The sequence below is a fragment of the Rhizobium sp. L9 genome, assembly GCF_002531885.1.
GTDB lineage: Bacteria > Pseudomonadota > Alphaproteobacteria > Rhizobiales > Rhizobiaceae > Rhizobium.
This window is the reverse complement of the sequence record NZ_NWSZ01000009.1, coordinates 148,608-166,410: the sequence shown is the minus strand read 5'-3', so window position 1 is coordinate 166,410 and position 17,803 is coordinate 148,608. Positions and strand designations below refer to the sequence as shown.

At 61.3% G+C, this 17,803-nt stretch carries 15 protein-coding genes; 9 read left to right on the top strand and 6 right to left on the bottom strand.

All coding sequences use genetic code 11. The annotated features are described in order from the left end of the window. Positions 1–48: 48 nt before the first annotated feature. Both CO660_RS11970 and CO660_RS11965 read right to left on the bottom strand, forming a co-directional pair. Positions 49–2,136, bottom strand: a complete 2,088-nt coding sequence (locus tag CO660_RS11970; RefSeq protein WP_097598856.1) for an ABC transporter substrate-binding protein — start codon at positions 2,134–2,136, stop codon at positions 49–51. Between the two features lie 121 nt (positions 2,137–2,257). Then, positions 2,258–3,724 carry an alpha-glucosidase/alpha-galactosidase gene (locus CO660_RS11965; protein ID WP_097598950.1) on the bottom strand — a complete coding sequence of 489 codons (1,467 nt, stop codon included), beginning with the start codon at positions 3,722–3,724 and terminating at the stop codon, positions 2,258–2,260. Positions 3,725–3,968: 244 nt separating this feature from the next. Between CO660_RS11965 and CO660_RS11960 the strand changes: the two genes are divergently transcribed. From CO660_RS11960 to CO660_RS11920, 9 genes are all read left to right on the top strand, one after another. Continuing rightward, complete coding sequence (locus tag CO660_RS11960; RefSeq protein WP_097598951.1) at positions 3,969–4,811, top strand: AraC family transcriptional regulator; 843 nt, start codon at positions 3,969–3,971, stop codon at positions 4,809–4,811. 151 nt (positions 4,812–4,962) lie between these two features. Next, the gene (locus CO660_RS11955) at positions 4,963–5,943 is read left to right on the top strand and encodes an efflux RND transporter periplasmic adaptor subunit (protein ID WP_097598855.1); all 981 of its coding nucleotides are present in this window, start codon (positions 4,963–4,965) and stop codon (positions 5,941–5,943) included. 1 nt (position 5,944) lies between these two features. After that, the gene (locus CO660_RS11950; protein WP_097598854.1) at positions 5,945–7,147 is read left to right on the top strand and encodes an ABC transporter permease; all 1,203 of its coding nucleotides are present in this window, start codon (positions 5,945–5,947) and stop codon (positions 7,145–7,147) included. Continuing rightward, complete coding sequence (locus tag CO660_RS11945; RefSeq protein ID WP_097598853.1) at positions 7,144–8,301, top strand: ABC transporter permease; 1,158 nt, start codon at positions 7,144–7,146, stop codon at positions 8,299–8,301. Before CO660_RS11950 ends, CO660_RS11945 begins: the two co-directional genes overlap by 4 nt. Positions 8,302–8,306: 5 nt before the next feature. Beyond that, positions 8,307–9,827, top strand: coding sequence for a mechanosensitive ion channel family protein (locus CO660_RS11940; protein WP_097598949.1), 1,521 nt, complete (start codon positions 8,307–8,309; stop codon positions 9,825–9,827). A 189-nt stretch (positions 9,828–10,016) separates the two neighbouring features. Continuing rightward, on the top strand, positions 10,017–10,337 hold the full coding sequence (locus tag CO660_RS11935) for a hypothetical protein (RefSeq protein WP_097598948.1): 321 nt from the start codon (positions 10,017–10,019) through the stop codon (positions 10,335–10,337). Beyond that, on the top strand, positions 10,338–10,598 hold the full coding sequence (locus CO660_RS11930) for a hypothetical protein (RefSeq protein ID WP_097598852.1): 261 nt from the start codon (positions 10,338–10,340) through the stop codon (positions 10,596–10,598). 11 nt (positions 10,599–10,609) lie between these two features. Next, positions 10,610–10,849: a hypothetical protein gene (locus tag CO660_RS11925; protein WP_097598851.1), complete on the top strand. Its 240-nt coding sequence runs from the start codon at positions 10,610–10,612 to the stop codon at positions 10,847–10,849. A 267-nt stretch (positions 10,850–11,116) separates the two neighbouring features. Continuing rightward, entirely contained in the window at positions 11,117–13,678 is a 2,562-nt protein-coding gene (locus CO660_RS11920; protein WP_097598850.1) for an FAD-dependent oxidoreductase, read from the top strand. Positions 13,679–13,763: 85 nt separating this feature from the next. Here CO660_RS11920 and CO660_RS11915 read toward each other — a convergent pair whose 3' ends face one another. The 4 genes from CO660_RS11915 to CO660_RS11900 form a co-directional block, all read right to left on the bottom strand. Then, the gene (locus CO660_RS11915; RefSeq protein WP_097598849.1) at positions 13,764–14,501 is read right to left on the bottom strand and encodes a phosphatase PAP2 family protein; all 738 of its coding nucleotides are present in this window, start codon (positions 14,499–14,501) and stop codon (positions 13,764–13,766) included. A 292-nt stretch (positions 14,502–14,793) separates the two neighbouring features. Continuing rightward, on the bottom strand, positions 14,794–15,165 hold the full coding sequence (locus CO660_RS11910) for a response regulator (protein WP_097598848.1): 372 nt from the start codon (positions 15,163–15,165) through the stop codon (positions 14,794–14,796). A 101-nt stretch (positions 15,166–15,266) separates the two neighbouring features. Then, positions 15,267–15,899, bottom strand: coding sequence for a response regulator (locus CO660_RS11905; RefSeq protein WP_097598847.1), 633 nt, complete (start codon positions 15,897–15,899; stop codon positions 15,267–15,269). Next, positions 15,896–17,788 carry a sensor histidine kinase gene (locus tag CO660_RS11900; protein WP_097598846.1) on the bottom strand — a complete coding sequence of 631 codons (1,893 nt, stop codon included), beginning with the start codon at positions 17,786–17,788 and terminating at the stop codon, positions 15,896–15,898. The genes CO660_RS11905 and CO660_RS11900 overlap by 4 nt, the downstream gene beginning before the upstream one ends. Positions 17,789–17,803 lie beyond the last annotated feature (15 nt).

Here is a 17,803-nt window from a genome sequence, read left to right as displayed (position 1 = left end):
GGAACTCTCCAGCGCGTCGCACGATCTGCGACGCGCTTTTGTTTCACATCAGTTGATCGGGCCCTTGTCACCGGGCTTGCCGGGCAGCTGCTCGGGGAACAGCTCGTATTTGCCCTGCTTGTCGGCAGCCACCCAGAGGCGTTCGCGGATCACCGAATCTTCAGCCCAGTTGAACATCATGATCGGCGTCCCCTGCGGCACGTTCGAGAAGCGCTTGTTGATGATCAGGGCGCCCGGATATTCCGTCAGGCCGACCGTGTTGACGTGTTCCGTCGAGATCTTCTGATACTGCTTCATCAGGCCGACGCGCTCGTCGTTGTCCTGGCTCGTCCTGAACTTGTTGACGACGTCGACGAGCTGCGTTTCGAAGGGCATCAGATCGAGCTGGTCATCCTTGCCGGCGCGATGGTGCCAGCTGGTGCGCGGACCGACGGGGGCAAGCTGCTCGGTATTCTGCACCACCGAAGACAGCTCCGTCGTGTTGCGCTGGATCAACCAGTCGAAGCGGCCGGCATAATGGGCGTCATCGCGCTTGGCGCCATCGAGCGCATTGAGGACGATCTTCAGCCCGAGCTTCTCCATCTGGCCGACGACACCTTCGGCAAGGCTCTTGTCGGTCGTGTACTGATTGTTGATCAGCATGACGATTTCGACATCCTTGCCGCCCGCCGTACCAGCGGGGAAGTTGACGATGCCATTGCCATCGGTGTCCTTGAGGCCGGCTTTGGCGAGTTCCGCCTTGGCGCCTTTCAGGTCATAGGGATAGTAGACGGTGGAGTTGCGGTCGTAGAAGCTGGTGCCGGAGGAAAGTCCGCCCGGATAGATCGCCGTAAACGGCCCCTTGACCAGCGAGTCGCCGATTGCCTTGCGATCCAGCGCCATGGTGACGGCCTTGCGGAAATCCTCATTGCGGTTGAGCTCGCGGATCGCCTGGCCACGCTCGTCCGGGTTGCCCCAGCCATTGGCGGAGAAGTTCATGCGCAGGTTATAGCCGATCAGGCGCGGTCCGAAGGCCAGGCGGGCGGGCGCGGTTTTTTCGGCGGCGCGCTTCAGCGAAGCGACGAAGTTTTCCGGCTGCTCGAGGTTGGAGAAATCGGCGGATCCGGCCACCGCCTGAACGTCGCGGTCGGCCCAGGTCGAGAGCTTGTAGTGCAGCTCGTTGAGATAAGGCAGCTGGTTGCCCTTCTCGTCGGTCTTCCAGTAGTAGGGGTTGCGGCGCAGGACGATGATGTCGTCGGGGCGATATTCCACAGGCACCCAGGCGCCCATCACGGGCATGTTCATGAACTCCGGCGGGAAGGCGTTCTTGAACTGGTCGTAGGTGTTCTTCGAATATTTCGGATGCTGGGGCTTCAGGATATGCGACGGACCCGGGCAGAAGTTCGGGTAGGACATGGTGTAGAGATATTGCTTCGGGAAGGCTTCCTTGAAGGTCCATTCGACGGTGTAATCGTCGATCTTCTTCAGCGTCGTGCCGACACCGAAGGCCTCAGGCGAAGCGCCGCCGCCAAGCGGCGAGACGTTGGGATCGATGACCTCGTCTTCCCAGTAGAACATGATGTCGTCGGCGTTGAACGGCGCGCCGTCGGACCACTTGGCGCCTTCGATCAGGTGCATGGTCAGCTTATGGCCGTCCTCCGACCAGTCCCAGCTCTTGGCAAGGTTCGGCAGCGGCTCCGTATCCTTAGCTTCCACCTGGAAGAGCGGTGCGGTGCGCGTCAGGCATTCGGAGAGACCGATATCGATGCCGCCCCAGCCCTGCGTCTGGCCGGCGCCATAGTTCCAGCCCTCAGGCCGGCCGCCGATGACGTGACGCATCGTATCGCCGTAAACGCCGATGCCGTCGGGCATATTGCCTGTTTTGAAGACCAGCGGTTCCTTCGGCAGCCGGTCCTTGACGGGCGGTAGCTTGCCGGTGGAGACGAAATTCTTGGTGACCCAGTCGGGCTCGTGATATTCGGGCAGCGCCTTGAACTCCAGAATGGAGTCGCGCGCGACATAATTGATCTTGCCTTCGGCCGGAAAGTTCGGCGGCACCGGCGGAACGGTCGGCTCGGAGGCATAGGCGTTCAACGCCATGACCGAGACGCCGAGCGCCAGTCCGGCGAGAATGCTTGCGTTGCGGAAATTCATCATCGTTTCTCCCTCTGTTCCGGAGCGCGAACTCGGCGGCTCCTTTTCCTCGCACGATGTGAAGGCGGGTCTAATGTCATGGACTTCCCTCCCGGAAACCCATGACGACCCGTCTTTCACGAATTTACACGGCCTGTTTCAGAGCCGCCTTTTCGGCGCGCAGCTCCTCGATCGAGCGGACGTTGCGGCGGGCGGCGCCCGCCCAGTCGCGGGTCTGCACCTTCGATTTCGACAGCCGCTCCTTGGCGGCCGGCACGGCATCGGCATATTGCGGCAGCCAGCGCGCCTGGGCAACGACCATCTCGTCGACCATCTGCCAAACCTCCTCGGGCGTCGAGACGGCACCGACCAGCGGATCGTGCAGCACGGCAAGCTTCAAGAGGTCGATATCGCCCGAGACCGCCGCATGTACCGACATGCGCTGGACGTTGATCGAGGCGATGCAGGTCGCCGCACAAGCCTCCGGCAGGGTGACGCCCGAAACCATGTTGATGCCGAAGCGATCGACGAAGCCGGGCGATTCGATGATCGCATCGGACGGCAGGTTGGTGATGACGCCGTTGTTCTTGACGTTGAAATGGCCGCGATAGACCCGGTTCGTTTCCAGCCCCTCCAGAATGTGGCTGGCATGTTCGTTCGAGCGTTTGGCGGGATCGATCGGCTTGGAGGCGGATTCCAGGAATTGCGGGAATTCCGTCTCGAACCAGTTGCGGGTTTCCGTCGAGTGCCGGAGGTAGCCGCCGGTCTCGCCGTGGATCCAGTCGGACATATCGATCCAACGGGTGATCTCTTCCGGCCGCTTGCGGTACCAGGGCAGATATTCCGAGAGGTGGCCGTTGCTTTCGGTAGAATAGACCCCGAACCGCTTCAGCACGTCGATGCGCAATTTCTCCTGCTGCGAATAGACGGGATGCGCCTCGAAGGCGGCGACCAGCTCGTCCTTGCCGATCTTGCGGCCGTTGAGGCGCAGATCGATGAACCAGGTCTGGTGGTTGATGCCGGAGCAGATGTAATCGAGCTCGCGCACCGACTTGGCGCCGAGCACCTCGGCGATCTGTTCGGCGCCGTGCTGGACGCCATGGCAGAGACCGACGGTGTCGACCTTACCGTATTCGATCGCCGCCCAGGTGTTCATCGCCATCGGATTGGCGTAGTTGAGGAACTTGGCGCCGGGTTCGGCGACCTCTCTTATATCCTTGCAGAAGTCGAGGATGACGGGAATGTTGCGCTGGCCATAAAGGATGCCGCCGGCGCAGATCGTATCGCCGACGCACTGGTCGATGCCGTATTTCAGCGGGATCCTAATATCGTCGGCATAGGCTTCGAGCCCGCCGACCCTGACGCAGCTGATGATGTAGCGCGCGCCTTCCAGCGCCTTGCGCCGGTCGGTCGTTGCCGTCACCTTGGTCGGCAGCTTGTTTGCCTCGACGACCCGGTCGAGAATCGCCTTGATCATTTCCAGATTATGTTCGCTGATATCGGTCAGCGCGAATTCGATGTCGCGAAACTCCGGAACGCACAATATGTCGGTGAACAGCTTCTTGGTGAAGCCGACGCTGCCCGCACCGATGATAGCGATTTTGAAACTCATGATCTTCACCTCGATCCAATCGAATGCTAGAGAAAAGATTGATATGGAGGAGCAGGCCGCATGCTGGCGCACGTGGTTGAAAAAGCCGTAAAACTGCCTGTTTTCCTCCCGGCCGCTCCATCGGCCGCGGTCTCTTCTTTCTTGTCGAGCGGGATTATGCCCGAAATCGGCAGGGCGACCAGAGAAGGATTATGCTTTCAGGGGTAATTTTGTGCTGCAGGATTTGATTGCCAACGGACAGGCGATGAGGACGGTTTCGCTGCCCCGCGGCCGGCAGCGATTGCACGCAATGCCGACCAGCGCCGGCTATGAAGTGCGTGAGAACGAGACCTACGACTGGGACGGCCGCCGGCGCGGTCAGACGCCTTTCACCGTGCTGCAGCACACGATCAGCGGCACCGGCCGGCTGCGCTACCAGAACCGCAATTACCGCCTCCAAGGCGGCGACACGCTGCTCGTGCTCGTCCCCCACAATCACCGCTATTGGCTGGAGAAGGGCGAGCGTTGGGAATATTTCTGGATCTCGATGAACGGCGAGGAAACGCTGCGCATCCACAAGCTGGTGCTTTCCACAGCCGGTCCGGTCTTGAAGCTGCAGCCCTCGACCATCGATCATCTCGCCGATTGCAGCCTGCGTCTGGTCAAGGGCGCGACGTCGGCGGGAGCAGCGTCGGCGATCGCTTATGAAGCGGCGATGGCGCTCTATGACGATGTCTTCAACTCGGCGGCTGTTGCCGCTGAACTCAGCCTCATGCAGCCGGTGATCGACCATATCAACGCCAATCTCGACAAGCCGCTGCCGGTCAGCGAACTCGCCGGCATCGTCGGCCTCAGCCGCGCGCATTTCTCGCGCAGCTTCGCCGAGAGCGAAGGCATGCCGCCGGCCGAATTCGTGCTGCAGCAGCGCCTGCAGCGCGCCGTCAAGCTTCTGACCAAGGCGGATTTCCTGCCGGTCAAGGAAGTCGCCATCATGTGCGGCTTCGAGGACGCCAATTATTTCTCCAAAGTCTTCCGCCGCGTCTACGGCACCAACCCGACGGAGTTCCGTACGACCGGCATGTATGCCAGCATCGGCAAACTTCGCTGAGCGTCTTGACCCCCGAAGGCGCAGCGCGAATCCGCGGCTTCGTGGCGGTTTGACATCGCTTGAATGAACGGCAATGTTGCTTTTTCGGACCTCCGGTTCGCCATGCCCGGCGGACGTCGCGACGATATGAAATTTTCTCAAGGGTCATTCGATGACAGCGACCAAGATTTTTCGACCGGTCATTGCGATAGCGGTTCTGGCTGCCCTTGGCATCCTGCTCTGGTTCGCAACCCGCCCGCCGCCGCTGGTTGTCCAGGGCGAGGTCTCGGCCAACCGCGTCGACATCAGTCCGCGCGTCTCCGGTCGCATCGTCAAGCTCAATGTCGATGTCGGTGACACCGTCGAGTCCGGTGCGGTGATTGCCGAGCTCGAAAGCCCGGAACTGACTGCGGCGCTGCATATGGCTCAAGCCGCTCTTGCCGTTTCGCAGGCCGATCTTGCCCGCGTCAACAGCACGCGCCCCGAGAAGATCGACGCCGCGAATGCCGAGCTTGCCGCAGCGGCTGCCGATGTGACCCTTTATCAGGAGGAATCCGCGCGTCAGGCAAGGCTGATCACCACCGGCGCCTCGACGCAGGCGCAGGTCGACCAGACAGCCCGCAATCTTGAAGCGGCAATTCGCAAGCGTGAATCCGCGGAAGCCAATGTACGCCTGGTTATTGCCGGCTCCAGCAAGGAGGAAAAGGAGCTCGCCGCCGCGCAGGTGGAGCAGGCGCGAGCCTCTCTCGGCCAGCAGCAGGTCAATGTTTCAGAGCTGACCATTCATGCGTCGATCTCCGGCCAAGTGACGACGAGGGTCGCCGAACTTGGCGAGAATTTCAGCGCCGGCGCACCGCTCTTTTCGATCATCGACATCCAGAACCCCTGGTTTACCTTCAACCTGCGGGAAGATCTGCTGAAAGGCCTGAAGATCGGCGACGGATTCGATATCGTCGTGCCTGCCATCGGCCCGGATAAGATCCCGGTGAGGGTGACCATGATCAACGCGCAAGGGCAGTATGCTACCTGGCGGGCGACCCGGGCGACCGGCGATTTTGATCTGCGGACATTCGAGGTGCGCGCCGTTCCCGTAAAACCTCTGGGCGGCCTGCGCCCCGGCATGAGTGCCATCGCCGCCTGGTCGGAGCGGTGAGATGACACCGCGACCGCGACCGGGTTTTCTCGTCGTCTTCGGGCGAGAGTTCAACTGGTTTCGCCGCCGGCCGTTTCTGCTGTTCCTGACGACAGTCCTGCCGCTGATGCTCATGGGCCTTCTCGCCGCCGTCTTCAGCGCCGGGCTCGCCACCCGCCTGCCGATCGCCGTGCTTGACCAGGACGGCACCAACCTGTCGCGCCAGATCATACGCATGGTCGATGCAACCCAGGACACATCTGTCGCGCTTGCCGTCAGCGATCTTGCCGAGGGACGCAGGCTCATCCTCTCAGGCGAGGTCCATGGCCTGCTGCTGCTGCCGCGCAATCTTGAGCGCGATGTCCTGTCCGGGCGGCGGCCGGAAGTGGTGTTCTTCTACAACACTCAGACGATGACCACAGGCAATCTGGTGCTGCGTGGCATCAACTCCGCTGTCCCGAGCGTCGCAGCCGGCATCAAATTGTCGTTGCGCACTGCCCACGGAGAGCCTGTCGATGCGGCGCAGGCCGGTCTCGCTCCCGTCCCGGTCCAGGTGAATCCACTCTTCAACCCCACCCTCAACTATGCCCATTTTCTCCTCGCCGCGCTGATGCCCAGTGTGCTGCAGGTTGTGATCGTCACGACGATGGCCTATTCGCTCGGCCTCGACGTCGAGACCCGCCATCGGCTGCGGATCCTGCGGCGGCTCGGAGGCGGCCTTTGGCCGGCGCTTGCGGGCAAGATGCTGCCTTATACGCTGATCTTCCTGGCGGTGCTCGCCATTGCGGATCTGGTGCTCTTCGATTTCCTCGACATGCCGCTGCGCGGTGATCGCTTGCCCCTCCTGTTGGCCGCGACTCTCTTCATCCTGGCGAACCAATTCATCGGCGTGCTGCTCGCGCTGCTTCTGCGGCCGATGGCGAGCGCGATCAGCATAGGCTCTCTGTTCGTCGTGCCCGCCTTCGGCTTTATGGGCATCGGTTTCCCGAGGATCGGCATGAATGGCTTCGCGTATCATTACGGCCAGTTGATCCCTGGCACATGGTATCTGATGGCAAGGATCGACCAGACGATCCGCGGCACGCCGCTCGATCTGTCGTGGAAGCCGATTTTGGTGCTACTCTTCTTCGTCGTCCTGCTTGCATCCCTTACCGCGTTACGGCTCGAAGCGATAAGAGCAATGAACAGGCGCCAGGAATCGGCACAGCGGGAGGCGACCCCATGAGCGGTCTCTTCACCGCCTGCCGCATTGAATTGATGCGCATCGTGTCCCTGCGGCCGGCATTTTCTGTTCTCATCCTGGCGGTCTGCATCTACGCGGCGCTCTATCCTCAGCCCTATCGGAACGAGGCCTTGCGTGAGGTGCCGATCGCCCTCGTCGATCTCGACGGCACCGACAGCAGCCGCCAATTCGCCCGCCGCCTCGATGCATCGGCCGACGTCGCAATCGGCGCCGAATTCCCCGATGAGCCGAGCGCAGAGCGCGAGGTCTTCGCCCGGCAACTCTACGGCATTCTCGTCATCCCGAAATACTTCGAGCGCGATCTCCTGCATGGGCGGCAGTCACCCGTAGCGCTGTACGCCGACGCCAGCTATTTTCTGATCTATTCGCGCATTGCCGGCGGCGTTTCGGCCGTCGCAAAGACCTTCGGCATCGAGGTCGAGACGGCAAGGTTGATCGCCTCGCGTGTCGACCCCGCCATCGCGGTTGCGGCTTCCGATCCGATGCCGCTGACGACCGTTCCGCTCTTCAATCCCCAAGGCGGCTACGCTACCTATCTCCTGCCCGCCGCCTTTGTCCTGATCCTGCAGCAGACTTTACTGATAGGCGTCGGCCTGCTCGGAACGCTTCACGATGGCGGCCACAACGGTACTTCGGCCGGTGCGCTCGCGACCGTGCTCGGCAAGCTGCTCGCCTATCTCATTCTGCAGGCCGCGGTGCAGCCCTTCTATCTGATCGTCCTGCCTTACCTCTACGACATTCCGAGGCTCGGAAATCCGCTCGTCATCTTCGCGTTCTCACTGCCCTTCGTGCTCTCCGTCAGCGCCCTCGGCATGGTCATCGCGGCGCTGTTTCGCAACCCTCTCACCGTCCAGCTGGTGTTTGCGGCAATCGGCATTCCCTTCCTATTCCTCGCAGGCTTCTCCTGGCCGACCGAGGCAATGCCGAGGGCGCTGCATTACCTGGCAGTCCTGGTCCCGAGCAGTTCCGCCATCAACGGCATCGTCTCGGTATCGCAACTCGGGGCACCGCTCAGCGACGTCCGCATCCCGTTTTTGACGCTTTGGGCGCTGGCATTCTTTTACGGCTGCCTCGCGGTCGGATTGGAAGGCCGCAAGCGCGGATCCGACAGGGCGCAGCCTTCTCTTGCGAGTTGATTTCGATGCTTGACAATCCCACTTGGCCCGAGGTGCTTTCCGATCCCATCGTCCAGGTCGGAATGGTGGCCGTGGCCGGCGCTATGGTTACTCGAATTGCCCTTCGCCGCTTCCCGAGCTGGAAGCTGGCCGGTCAGGTGTTCTTCTTCGCGGCGCTGACCATCCTCCTTCTCTATCACGATATCGTGCCCTACGAGGTCAGCCCGACATCGTCCTCCACCTTCGAACGTGTCTTCATCGGACTTGCCAAGGTGGTCTGGTGGATCAATGCCGCCTGGGCCTTGATCGCCTTCGTTCGTGTCTTCCTGATCTTCGAACGTCAACCGCGGGAGGGACGCCTCGTTCAGGATCTGGTCATCGGCCTGATCTATCTCGGCGCGATCCTTTCGGTCGTGGCCTATGTCTTCAGCTTTCCCGTCGGAACGCTGATCGCCACCTCGGGCGTGTTCGCCATCATCCTCGGCCTGGCGCTGCAGAGCACGCTGAACGACGTCTTTTCCGGCATCGCCCTCAATCTCGGGCGCCCTTACACAATCGGCGATTGGATCGTCCTCAACGACGGCGTCGAAGGTCGTGTCGTCGAAACCAACTGGCGTTCCACGCATCTCCTGAACGGCACAAACGACCTCGTTATCCTGCCCAACAGCTTCCTTGCCAAGGTAGGGCTGACCAACCTCAGCAGCCCCGACCGCAGCCACGGTGTCATGCTGACGGTCCGCGTCGTACCGACGGCGGGGCCATCGACGATCGTCGAGGTCATGCGCACCGTGCTTTTGAGCAGCGGCTCTATCCTGGCGGAACCAAAGCCCGGCGTGCAGGTCAAATCCCTCAATGCCGATGCGGTGGAGGTGGAGCTGTCCTTCAGCGTCAGGGATATTGGCCACGCTGGCCCGGCGAAGAATGAGATATTCGATCTCGTCTACCGCCACGTCAAGGCTGCCGGCCTCACCCTGGCGCGGCCGATCGATGCCGCAGGCCCGCCGCCCGACCGGATGCAGCCTGAAGAAATGGCAGGGCCGCATCGTCCGACGCCGCTGAAGCTCCTCGACGCCATCCCCCTGTTTTCCTCGTTGACGGAGGACGAGAAGGAGACGCTGGCCGCCTCAATGACGCGGCGGACCTTCAAGAAGGATGCGATTCTGATTGAACAGGGGGATACGGTGGCTTCGCTGATGATCGTGCGCAGCGGCGCCGTCGTCGCGACACGGAAGGAGGGCAAAAAGGAAGTCGAAGTCGGACGATTGGCACCGGGTGACTGTTTCGGCGAGAGCGGACTGCTGATCGGCGCCGGCGAAGCGGCAAGCCTTCGCGCCCTTACCTTTGTGGTCATTTACGAAATTGCGCAGACCAGTCTGACACCGCTGCTGCACGACAGGCCCGGCATCGCCGAGGAGCTTGCCGCCACGCTGTCCCGCCGCATCGAGACCGGCCAGCATTCATTCGTGACAGAAGGCACACCGTTGAACGGCAGCTCGATGACCTCGTTGCTGATGCGAATCCGCTACCTGTTCCAGGTGCCGCAATAGCGGTCAATGCCAGCCGAGACGCTTGCTGGCGCGGAAGGCTTCGGCGACTTTCGGCTCGTCGATCATAATGACGCGCAACCGCAATCGGCATAAGGCTGACAGTGAGCCTCGCTTGTTTTCTTCTGCTGTGGTTACATCTCTGTATTGCTGACCCAGAGCAAGAATCGAATTTCAATGCAAGGTAGTGATTTGCATCTATCTCCAGCCCAGTGCCGCGCCGCGCGGGCACTTATCGCGTGGTCTGAGGACGACCTGTGTTCAGCTTCGAATATCGCCAAGGCGACGATTGCGGGTTTCGAGGCGGGAGCGCATCTCCCTGATGAGAAAACTCTCCAGGCCATGAAGCGCAGCCTGGAAGATGCAGGCGTGCTGTTTATTCCGGAAGACGGCGGTGGCGCCGGCGTTCGCTTGGCAAGATCGCCATCGGCTTCTATAGACACGGACGAGACCGAGACGGTCCAATATGAAGAGCATCTCAAAAACGACGCCCCTCCCGGCGCTGGCGGTTGAATGGCAAAGAAACAGAAGCTTGAGCACTCCGAATTGGCGGGGGAATTTACCGATGACGGGGTTACGGTGCTCGTCGATATCTTTCGAACAGCCGGCAGCAACGGGGACTGGACGATGGAAGTCGTCACCCAGGCGGAGGATCTGATCCAGTGGGACGAGCCGTTCGCGACCGACCGCGAAGCCTTCGACGAATTCCTCGCGGTCGTGGCGCGAGACGGCATCCGATCCTTCCTCGACGATGACGAGCCTTCCGTGCATTGAAGGACGGTCCCGTGAAAAGCATCAATGATCTCGTCGCCTCGGCGAAAACCGTCTGCGACCGATATCGGGCCGGGCGGATGGAGCGCGAAACCGTGCGCGAGTGGGTTCTCCGGCTGGGCGCCTATCCCGCGCCGCACGGGGACCGTGTGCGCGAAGCGGCCGAATGGTTCCGCCTGCATAATCGCGAACCTGTTTCCGAAGAGATCATGCTGGGGGACATCGACCGGCTCGAGGCGATTTCAGCGCCGTGATGGGGCGGGCGAGCTCTGTCTGGAATAACTTCAGCCCCGATCCGGACTGGCGCAATTGCGCCGTTACTCGACGGCGTAGGACCAATGACGATTGAGAGCCTTATGCATAATGGCTTATCCAGCTTCGAGAGGGAGAGGTCTGGGGTTTTGCAGCTTCGGCAAATGTGACACGCTCACGAGGCTGACATGGCTCCTGTACCTCACGCGAAGCGTAGGCCAAGCGCGGCTAAGTGGTTTTAATTCGTGCGGAAATAGAAGGAACAGCACGTGGCAGCATTTCCGGAAAAGGCAAGGGTCGTCATCATCGGGCTCGGCGGTATCGTCGGCGCCTCCATCGCTCATCATCTTGTCGAGCGCGGATGGGACGATATCGTCGGCATCGACAAGTCGGGCATACCGACCGACATCGGCTCGACAGCCCATGCCTCTGACTTCTGTTACACCACCAGCCACGACTATCTCTCCGTCTGGACCACGCAATATTCCATCGATTTCTACGAGAAGATGGGCCATTACGCCCGGATCGGCGGCCTCGAAGTGGCGCGGACCGGCGACCATGCCTGGATGGAGGAAATCAAGCGCAAGCTTTCCTCGGCCCGCGCTTTCGGCACGCGCGCCCATTATGTCAGCCCTTCCGAGATCAAGGAGAAGTTCCCGCTGATCGAGGAAGATCAGGTCATGGGCGGGCTTTTCGATCCGGATGCCGGCCTCGTCATTCCGCGCTCGCAGACCGTTGCCGGCAAGCTGGTCGATGCCGCCGAAAAGGCAGGCAAGCTCAAGGTGTTCGGCAACACCCCGGCGAAGTCGCTGATCGTCGAAGGCCGCCGCATCAAGGGCGTCGTCACCCATCGCGGCACCATCATGGCCGACCACGTCATTGTCTGCGCCGGCCTCTGGGGCCGCCTTATCGCCGAGATGGTCGGCGAAGACCTGCCGGTCATGCCGGTCGACCATCCGCTCACCTTCTTCGGTCCCTATAACGAGTTCGAAGGCACCGGCAAGGAAATCGGCTTCCCGTTGCTGCGGGACCAGGGCAACTCCGCCTACATGCGCGACACCGGCGACCCGGCGACGACCGAGGGTGGTCAGATCGAGTGGGGCTATTACGAAGCCACCAATCCGCGCATGTGCCATCCGCGCGAACTTCTCGAAAAACACGAAGCACGCCTGTCGCCCTCGCAGCGCGACCTCGAGATGGAACAGATCCTCGAGCCACTCGAGCGCGCCATGGAACTAACACCGATCCTCGGCGAACTTGGCTATAACGAAGGTCACTCCTTCAACGGCCTGCTGCAGGTTTCCGCCGCCGGCGGCCCATCCTGCGGCGAGAGCCAGAAGGTGCGCGGTCTCTGGTATTGCGTTGCCATCTGGGTCAAGGACGGCCCGGGCTATGGCAAGCTGATCGCCGACTGGATGACCGATGGCCGTACCGAAATCGATCACAACAGCATCGACTATGCCCGCTTCTATCCGCATCAGCTGACGGAAGAATTTATCGAAGGCCGCTGCTTCGAAGCCGCCCAGAAGATCTACTTCCCGGCGGTTCACACCCGCGAACCCTATGCATCCGGCCGCAACATCAAGCGCTCGCCCTTCTACGAGCGCGAAAAGGAGCTTGGCGGCTACTTCATGGAACTGGGCGGCTGGGAGCGTGCGCACGGCTACGCCGCCAACGAGCATCTTCTGGAGAAGTATGGCGACCGCGTCCCGGTTCGCGAGAATGAATGGGACAGCCGCCATTTCTGGCGCGTCTCGAATGCCGAACATCTGGCGATGAGCGAGGATTGCGGCATTGTCAATCTCAGCCACTTCCACATGGTCGATATCGAGGGGCCTGATCATGTCGAGCTGATGGAATGGCTGTGCGCCGCCAAGGTTGGTGGCGATGCCAACATCGGCAAGGGCATTTACACCCACTTCCTGGACGACGAAGGCATGGTGCGCGCCGACTTCACGGTCTTCCGCATGGCCGACCGCTGCCGTCTCGTCAACGGCGCCGATGCCGGCCCGCGCGATCTGCACTATATGAAGCGGGTCGCTCAAGACCGCGGCCTTGACGTGACCGTCACCGATGTCTCGGAGAAATTCGTGACGATCGGCATCTGGGGTCCGAACGCGCGCGAGACGCTGAAGAAGGTCGTAGCCGATCCGGCCGGGCTCGATCAGGGAAACTTCGCCTTTGCGGCGATCAAGCCGATCGAAATATCAGGCAAGACCGTCACCGCCTTCCGCATCTCCTATGTCGGCGAGCAGGGCTGGGAATTGCACATGAAGTACGAAGACGGCCTCGCCGTCTGGGATGCGCTGCGCTCGACCGGCGTGATGGCCTTCGGCGTCGAGACCTATGCGAACTCGCGCCGCATGGAGAAGAGCCTGCGCCTGCAGAACGCGGACCTCCTGACCCAGTACAACCTGATCGAAGCCGATCTCGCCCGCCCGAAGGTCAAGGAAGCCGATTTCCGCGGCAAGGAAAAGCATCTGGAATACAAAGCGCGCGAGCACCAGCCGGCCATGCTCTGCACGCTCGTCATGACCGAGAATACCGACAAAACAGGCGTGAAGCGCTATCCCGTCGGCAACCTGCCGGTCGTCGATCCCGCCACGGGAGAGGTTCTGGTCGACGAGCTTGGCCGCCGGTCCTACACGACCTCGATCGCCTACGGCCCGACGGTCGGCAAGAACATCGCCTTGGCCTATCTGCCGTGGTCGCATTGCCAGGTCGGACGCAAGCTTGAGGTCGAGTATTTTGCCGAGAGCTATCCGGTGGAAGTCGTCGGCGTCGGCTACAAGCCGATCTATGACCCGGAGAATCTGAAGCCGCGCACCTAGCTAATCACTCAAGCACGTGTGGCGCCGCAGGCACGCGGTGCCACACGCATGAGGCTGAGCGGCTGTAGCAGAATTTTGCTGAATGCTATTTGCTGTCGCCAGCGGCAGTTTCGACGCTATCGTCGACGGGACGGCTTGAAATGAACTGTTTCGAGATCAGCCAGCAGCCGAGCGCCCAGAGCGCGCCGGCGCACCATCCGGCGAAAACGTCCGTCGGATAATGAACGCCGAGGTAGATCCGGCTCAAACCGATGATGACGGCCAGGAAGACGCCGGCGCCCATGACGAAAATCCGCGTCGAGGGATAACGTTGTGTGCGCGCCAGCAGCGCCCCGAGCGTCAGATAGGTCACCGCCGAGACCATGGCATGGCCGGAGGGAAAACTGAGATCGCTCACCTCGACGAGGTGCGGCACGACATCGGGGCGCGGCCGCGCGACGAGGATCTTCAAAAGCGTACTCGCCAGCCACCCTGACAGCACCGAGGAAAAGACGAAGATCGCGATCGGCCAGCGCCGGTCGAGCAAGAGATAGACGGTGATGAGGACAGTCATCAGCGACAGAACGGTGATGCCGCCGAGGCTGGTGATGTCGCCGACGGCGTGCGTCAGCCAGGCGGGACCGATCGGCATGCTGAGATCGCTCGGCCGCCGCAGCGCCAGCAGGATCGCCTCGTCAAACCGGAACGTCTCCCCTTCCAGGACCTCGCTCGTCAATCGCTGGAGCACGAACAGCCCTCCCGCGACGGATGCCAGCATAATGAGCGTCAGCGGCTCATAGGCGGTAAGCCTTGTCAGAAAACCTCGTCGTTGAACCTCAGTCATGCGTGCCGTCGAGCTCCCTTTACTCATGTCGGTCTTCGCCAAATCGGCAATGCAACCTCAGGATTCAAGCCCAGCTGCGTTCAAGGCTCCTGAAGCAGGTTTTTTTACGCCCGGCGGGGCAGCCCATAATTCATCGACACCACTGAGATAGGGAAACGCATTGATCCGGTCGAGTCCTGATAAAGGACTGCGGGAGCCGGGTCGGCAAGACGCGGTACTGCCGCACACCATCAAGCGGCGATCGAGCAGACCGACGGCCTTCGAAAGCGCAACGTCTACAGCTTCGATCAGCTCACAATCCCAAAGCCTTGTTGATGGCCGCAATGAGCGCGGCTCCGGAAAATTGCTTCCGCAGATAAGCAACACAGCCCACCTTTTCCGCCTCCGCCTTCACGGAAGCGGTTTCCAACGCCGTGATGAAAATCACCGGAAGGTTTGTCCCCTCGGCCTTCAATCTGCGTTGGAGATCGATGCCCGACATGCCACCGAGGTCGATATCAAGGACAAGGCAGTGTATCGCCGTTTCTCGCTCGCGAGCGAGAAAGGCCTCGGCAGATGCATACTCCATGGCCAGAAAACCGTAGGCGTTGAGCAGCCGCCCGAGGCTACGCCGCAAGCTTGCGTCATCATCGACGACAGCGACCGTGCGGCGAAGGTTCTCCACCTCATGCTCCTTCTTTCGAACATATGAGAGACTAACGGTTGCCGGTCAAACTAGGCCGCTTGGAGGTCGATTGATATTGTCCTAAGGGGAAGGACATCGGATCACCCCACCGGCGATGCCGTATCCTGGTCGATGAGACCGATATTTGCGGCGATCGACACCGCCTCGGCCAGTGACCGTACGGCAAGCTTTTCCATGACCTGATGGCGATGCACCTTCACGGTCCGCTCCGAGATGCCGAGCGCATGAGCGATCTGCTTGTTGAGACGGCCGCGAATGAGGAACCTGAACACTTCGGCCTCGCGCGGGCTAAGCCCAGCCACCAGCGCCCGCTGAGCTTGAAGACGGTCGTGTTCGGCCCGCTGCCTTTCATATTGGATGAGAGCGCGATCGATCGCCTCCATCAATGTCGCCGCGGTTGAACTTTTCTCCAGAAAATCCTTGGCGCCCGCCTTCATCGCTTCGACGCTAGCCTTGATGTCTCCTTCCCCCGTCAGGAACACGACCGGCAATACCGGCGCCAGCTCGCACAGCCGGCGTTGGATCTGCAGGCCGGACTGACCAGGCATCTGGAGGTCGAGAAGAACGCAGCCCGGCTCGCAAGCGGAAAGCCGGGCGAGAAACTGGTCTCCTGATTCATAGGCTTCGACCCTGAGGCCGTGTGCGGAAAGCAGCCTTGCGGTCGCCGTCCGGTAGGATTTGTCGTCATCGACGATATGGATGACCGGTTTCATCTTGACCGCTCCTCCCCGTGGGCGAGGGGCAGGACCACGCGAAAGACCGCGCCTCCTTCCGGGCGGTTGTCGGCACGGATGGTGCCGCCATAGGTCTCGATAATGGCACGGGCTATGGAGAGACCCAGCCCCGTGCCCGCCTGCTTGGTGGTGTAGAAGGGTTCGAAGATGCGGATCAGTCTCTCCTCGGGAATGCCATCTCCTGTGTCGGAGACCCGCAGCTCCGCCTTCTCGTTCGCCTGTCCCGTTGCAAAGGTGAGCGTTCTCCCGACCGGAACGGCGTCCGACATGGCATCCATCGCGTTGGTCGCCAGGTTGAGGATGACCTGCTGCACATGAACTTTGTCGGCACGCACCGGCAGCTCGCCGGGCAGTTGGTTTGATGTCAGCTTGATTCCGCGTCGTTCTGCTTCGCCGTGAATGATATGGATTGCGCTTGACGTGACGTCGTTCAGGTCGAACTCCTGCCAATCGATCTCGCTTCTTTTCTTGAGCAGTCCTCTCATTCGGCTGATAATATCGCCTGCGCGCTGGTCGTCCTCCTGGATGTCGAGAAGAATCTGCTGGATCAGCTCACGATCGGGACTCTCGCCTCGAAGCAGCACCGAGGCTGCCTCGGCATTGTTGCGAATGGCCGATAGGGGCTGGTTCAGTTCGTGAGCGATCGACGAGGACAATGCTCCGGCAGTCGCGGATTGATTAAGATGAATGGCTTCGAGCAAGTGCAAACGCGAGCTGCGCTCGGCGTCGCGGCGGCGCCTCCGCTCGAGCAGGAGCACCGAGATGATGCTGGCCTGCGCCAGCATCAGCCCGCCCCCCGCCACCAACGCAACCCAGTGCTCCTCCCAGAGGCTCCTCTCCTTGTGCATCTGGATCGTGCCCGGCGGCAAATTCTTTTCAGCGAGCCCCCAGCGCTGGAGTTGCCGTGCATCGGCGACATAGGTCTGCGGTGCTTCGAGATCCGACACCGGGTTGCCGGCAATCGCATCAATGACGAGGTCGCCGACAGTCCGGCCAAGAGCTTCGAATGTGACGGTGTTGCCGCCGACGACGCCATGATCGATGTAGGTCTGATAGGGGCCGTAAACAGGCGCGCTGGCGGTCGCTGCGATCTGTCCGATCGCATCGCGCGGAATGAAATTGCGCCCTGCCCGATCCTTGAAGACCGTCAATGCCAGAATGATGCTGTCAGGCGGCACGCGGGATGCCCGCTCAGTGAACTCGTCGATCGTCAAATCTTCGAGATAGGTCGTCTCGTAAGATTTCGAGAACTGCTCGAGAGCCGCGCGGGCCGTCGCCAGCCAGCCGCGGTCGAAGTCGGATGACCCCCCGAGAATGTAGAGGTGGCGGGCATTGGGTTGCAGGCCGCGGGCCATCTCGGCCGTCTTCAGAATGTCGAATGTCGTGAAGGCTCCGATCACGTCATCCGGCAAAGCGATCTTCTCGGCGGTGGCTGTGCCGAAACCGGCAGCGACAATCTTTGCGCCAGGCGCGATCGTGCCGCGGTTCGCGGTGACGAAGCTCGCCGATTCCTCGCCGAGGGCCACGACCACGTCCGGACGGCGCGGCGCGTATTTCTCGCCGAGATATCGTGCCATGCGAGCGACATGGTCGCCTTCGGGAAAACGCGAAAGATCCAGGAACTCTGAAAACAGGTCGATCTTGCCGTTTGTCGCCTCCAGCAAACGGCTCCGCAGCGCCTCCCCGGCAGCGGTCGTCGCCGCGATCCTCTCATCATAGGGATAGAGGACGAGCACGCGGGGAACTCGGTCGATGATGGCAAACGAGGTGTCGGAGGATGCGGCTTGACCACCGGACGCATCCAGGGCTGCCACCGCCAACAACAAGGCGGTCCAGCATAATCGACCTGACCATTTGCCCAAGCCCATCCGCTTTCCCCCAAA

Excerpts from the sequence above, each read along its gene's own strand:
- CO660_RS11905 (WP_097598847.1), bottom strand. The coding sequence starts at position 15,899 with ATGAAACCGGTCATCCATATCGTCGATGACGACAAATCCTACCGGACG.
- CO660_RS11945 (WP_097598853.1), top strand. The coding sequence starts at position 7,144 with ATGAGCGGTCTCTTCACCGCCTGCCGCATTGAATTGATGCGCATCGTG.
- CO660_RS11900 (WP_097598846.1), bottom strand. The coding sequence starts at position 17,788 with ATGGGCTTGGGCAAATGGTCAGGTCGATTATGCTGGACCGCCTTGTTG.
- CO660_RS11930 (WP_097598852.1), top strand. The coding sequence starts at position 10,338 with ATGGCAAAGAAACAGAAGCTTGAGCACTCCGAATTGGCGGGGGAATTT.
- CO660_RS11915 (WP_097598849.1), bottom strand. The coding sequence starts at position 14,501 with ATGACTGAGGTTCAACGACGAGGTTTTCTGACAAGGCTTACCGCCTAT.
- CO660_RS11955 (WP_097598855.1), top strand. The coding sequence starts at position 4,963 with ATGACAGCGACCAAGATTTTTCGACCGGTCATTGCGATAGCGGTTCTG.
- CO660_RS11940 (WP_097598949.1), top strand. The coding sequence starts at position 8,307 with ATGCTTGACAATCCCACTTGGCCCGAGGTGCTTTCCGATCCCATCGTC.
- CO660_RS11960 (WP_097598951.1), top strand. The coding sequence starts at position 3,969 with ATGAGGACGGTTTCGCTGCCCCGCGGCCGGCAGCGATTGCACGCAATG.
- CO660_RS11950 (WP_097598854.1), top strand. The coding sequence starts at position 5,945 with ATGACACCGCGACCGCGACCGGGTTTTCTCGTCGTCTTCGGGCGAGAG.
- CO660_RS11965 (WP_097598950.1), bottom strand. The coding sequence starts at position 3,724 with ATGAGTTTCAAAATCGCTATCATCGGTGCGGGCAGCGTCGGCTTCACC.
- CO660_RS11970 (WP_097598856.1), bottom strand. The coding sequence starts at position 2,136 with ATGATGAATTTCCGCAACGCAAGCATTCTCGCCGGACTGGCGCTCGGC.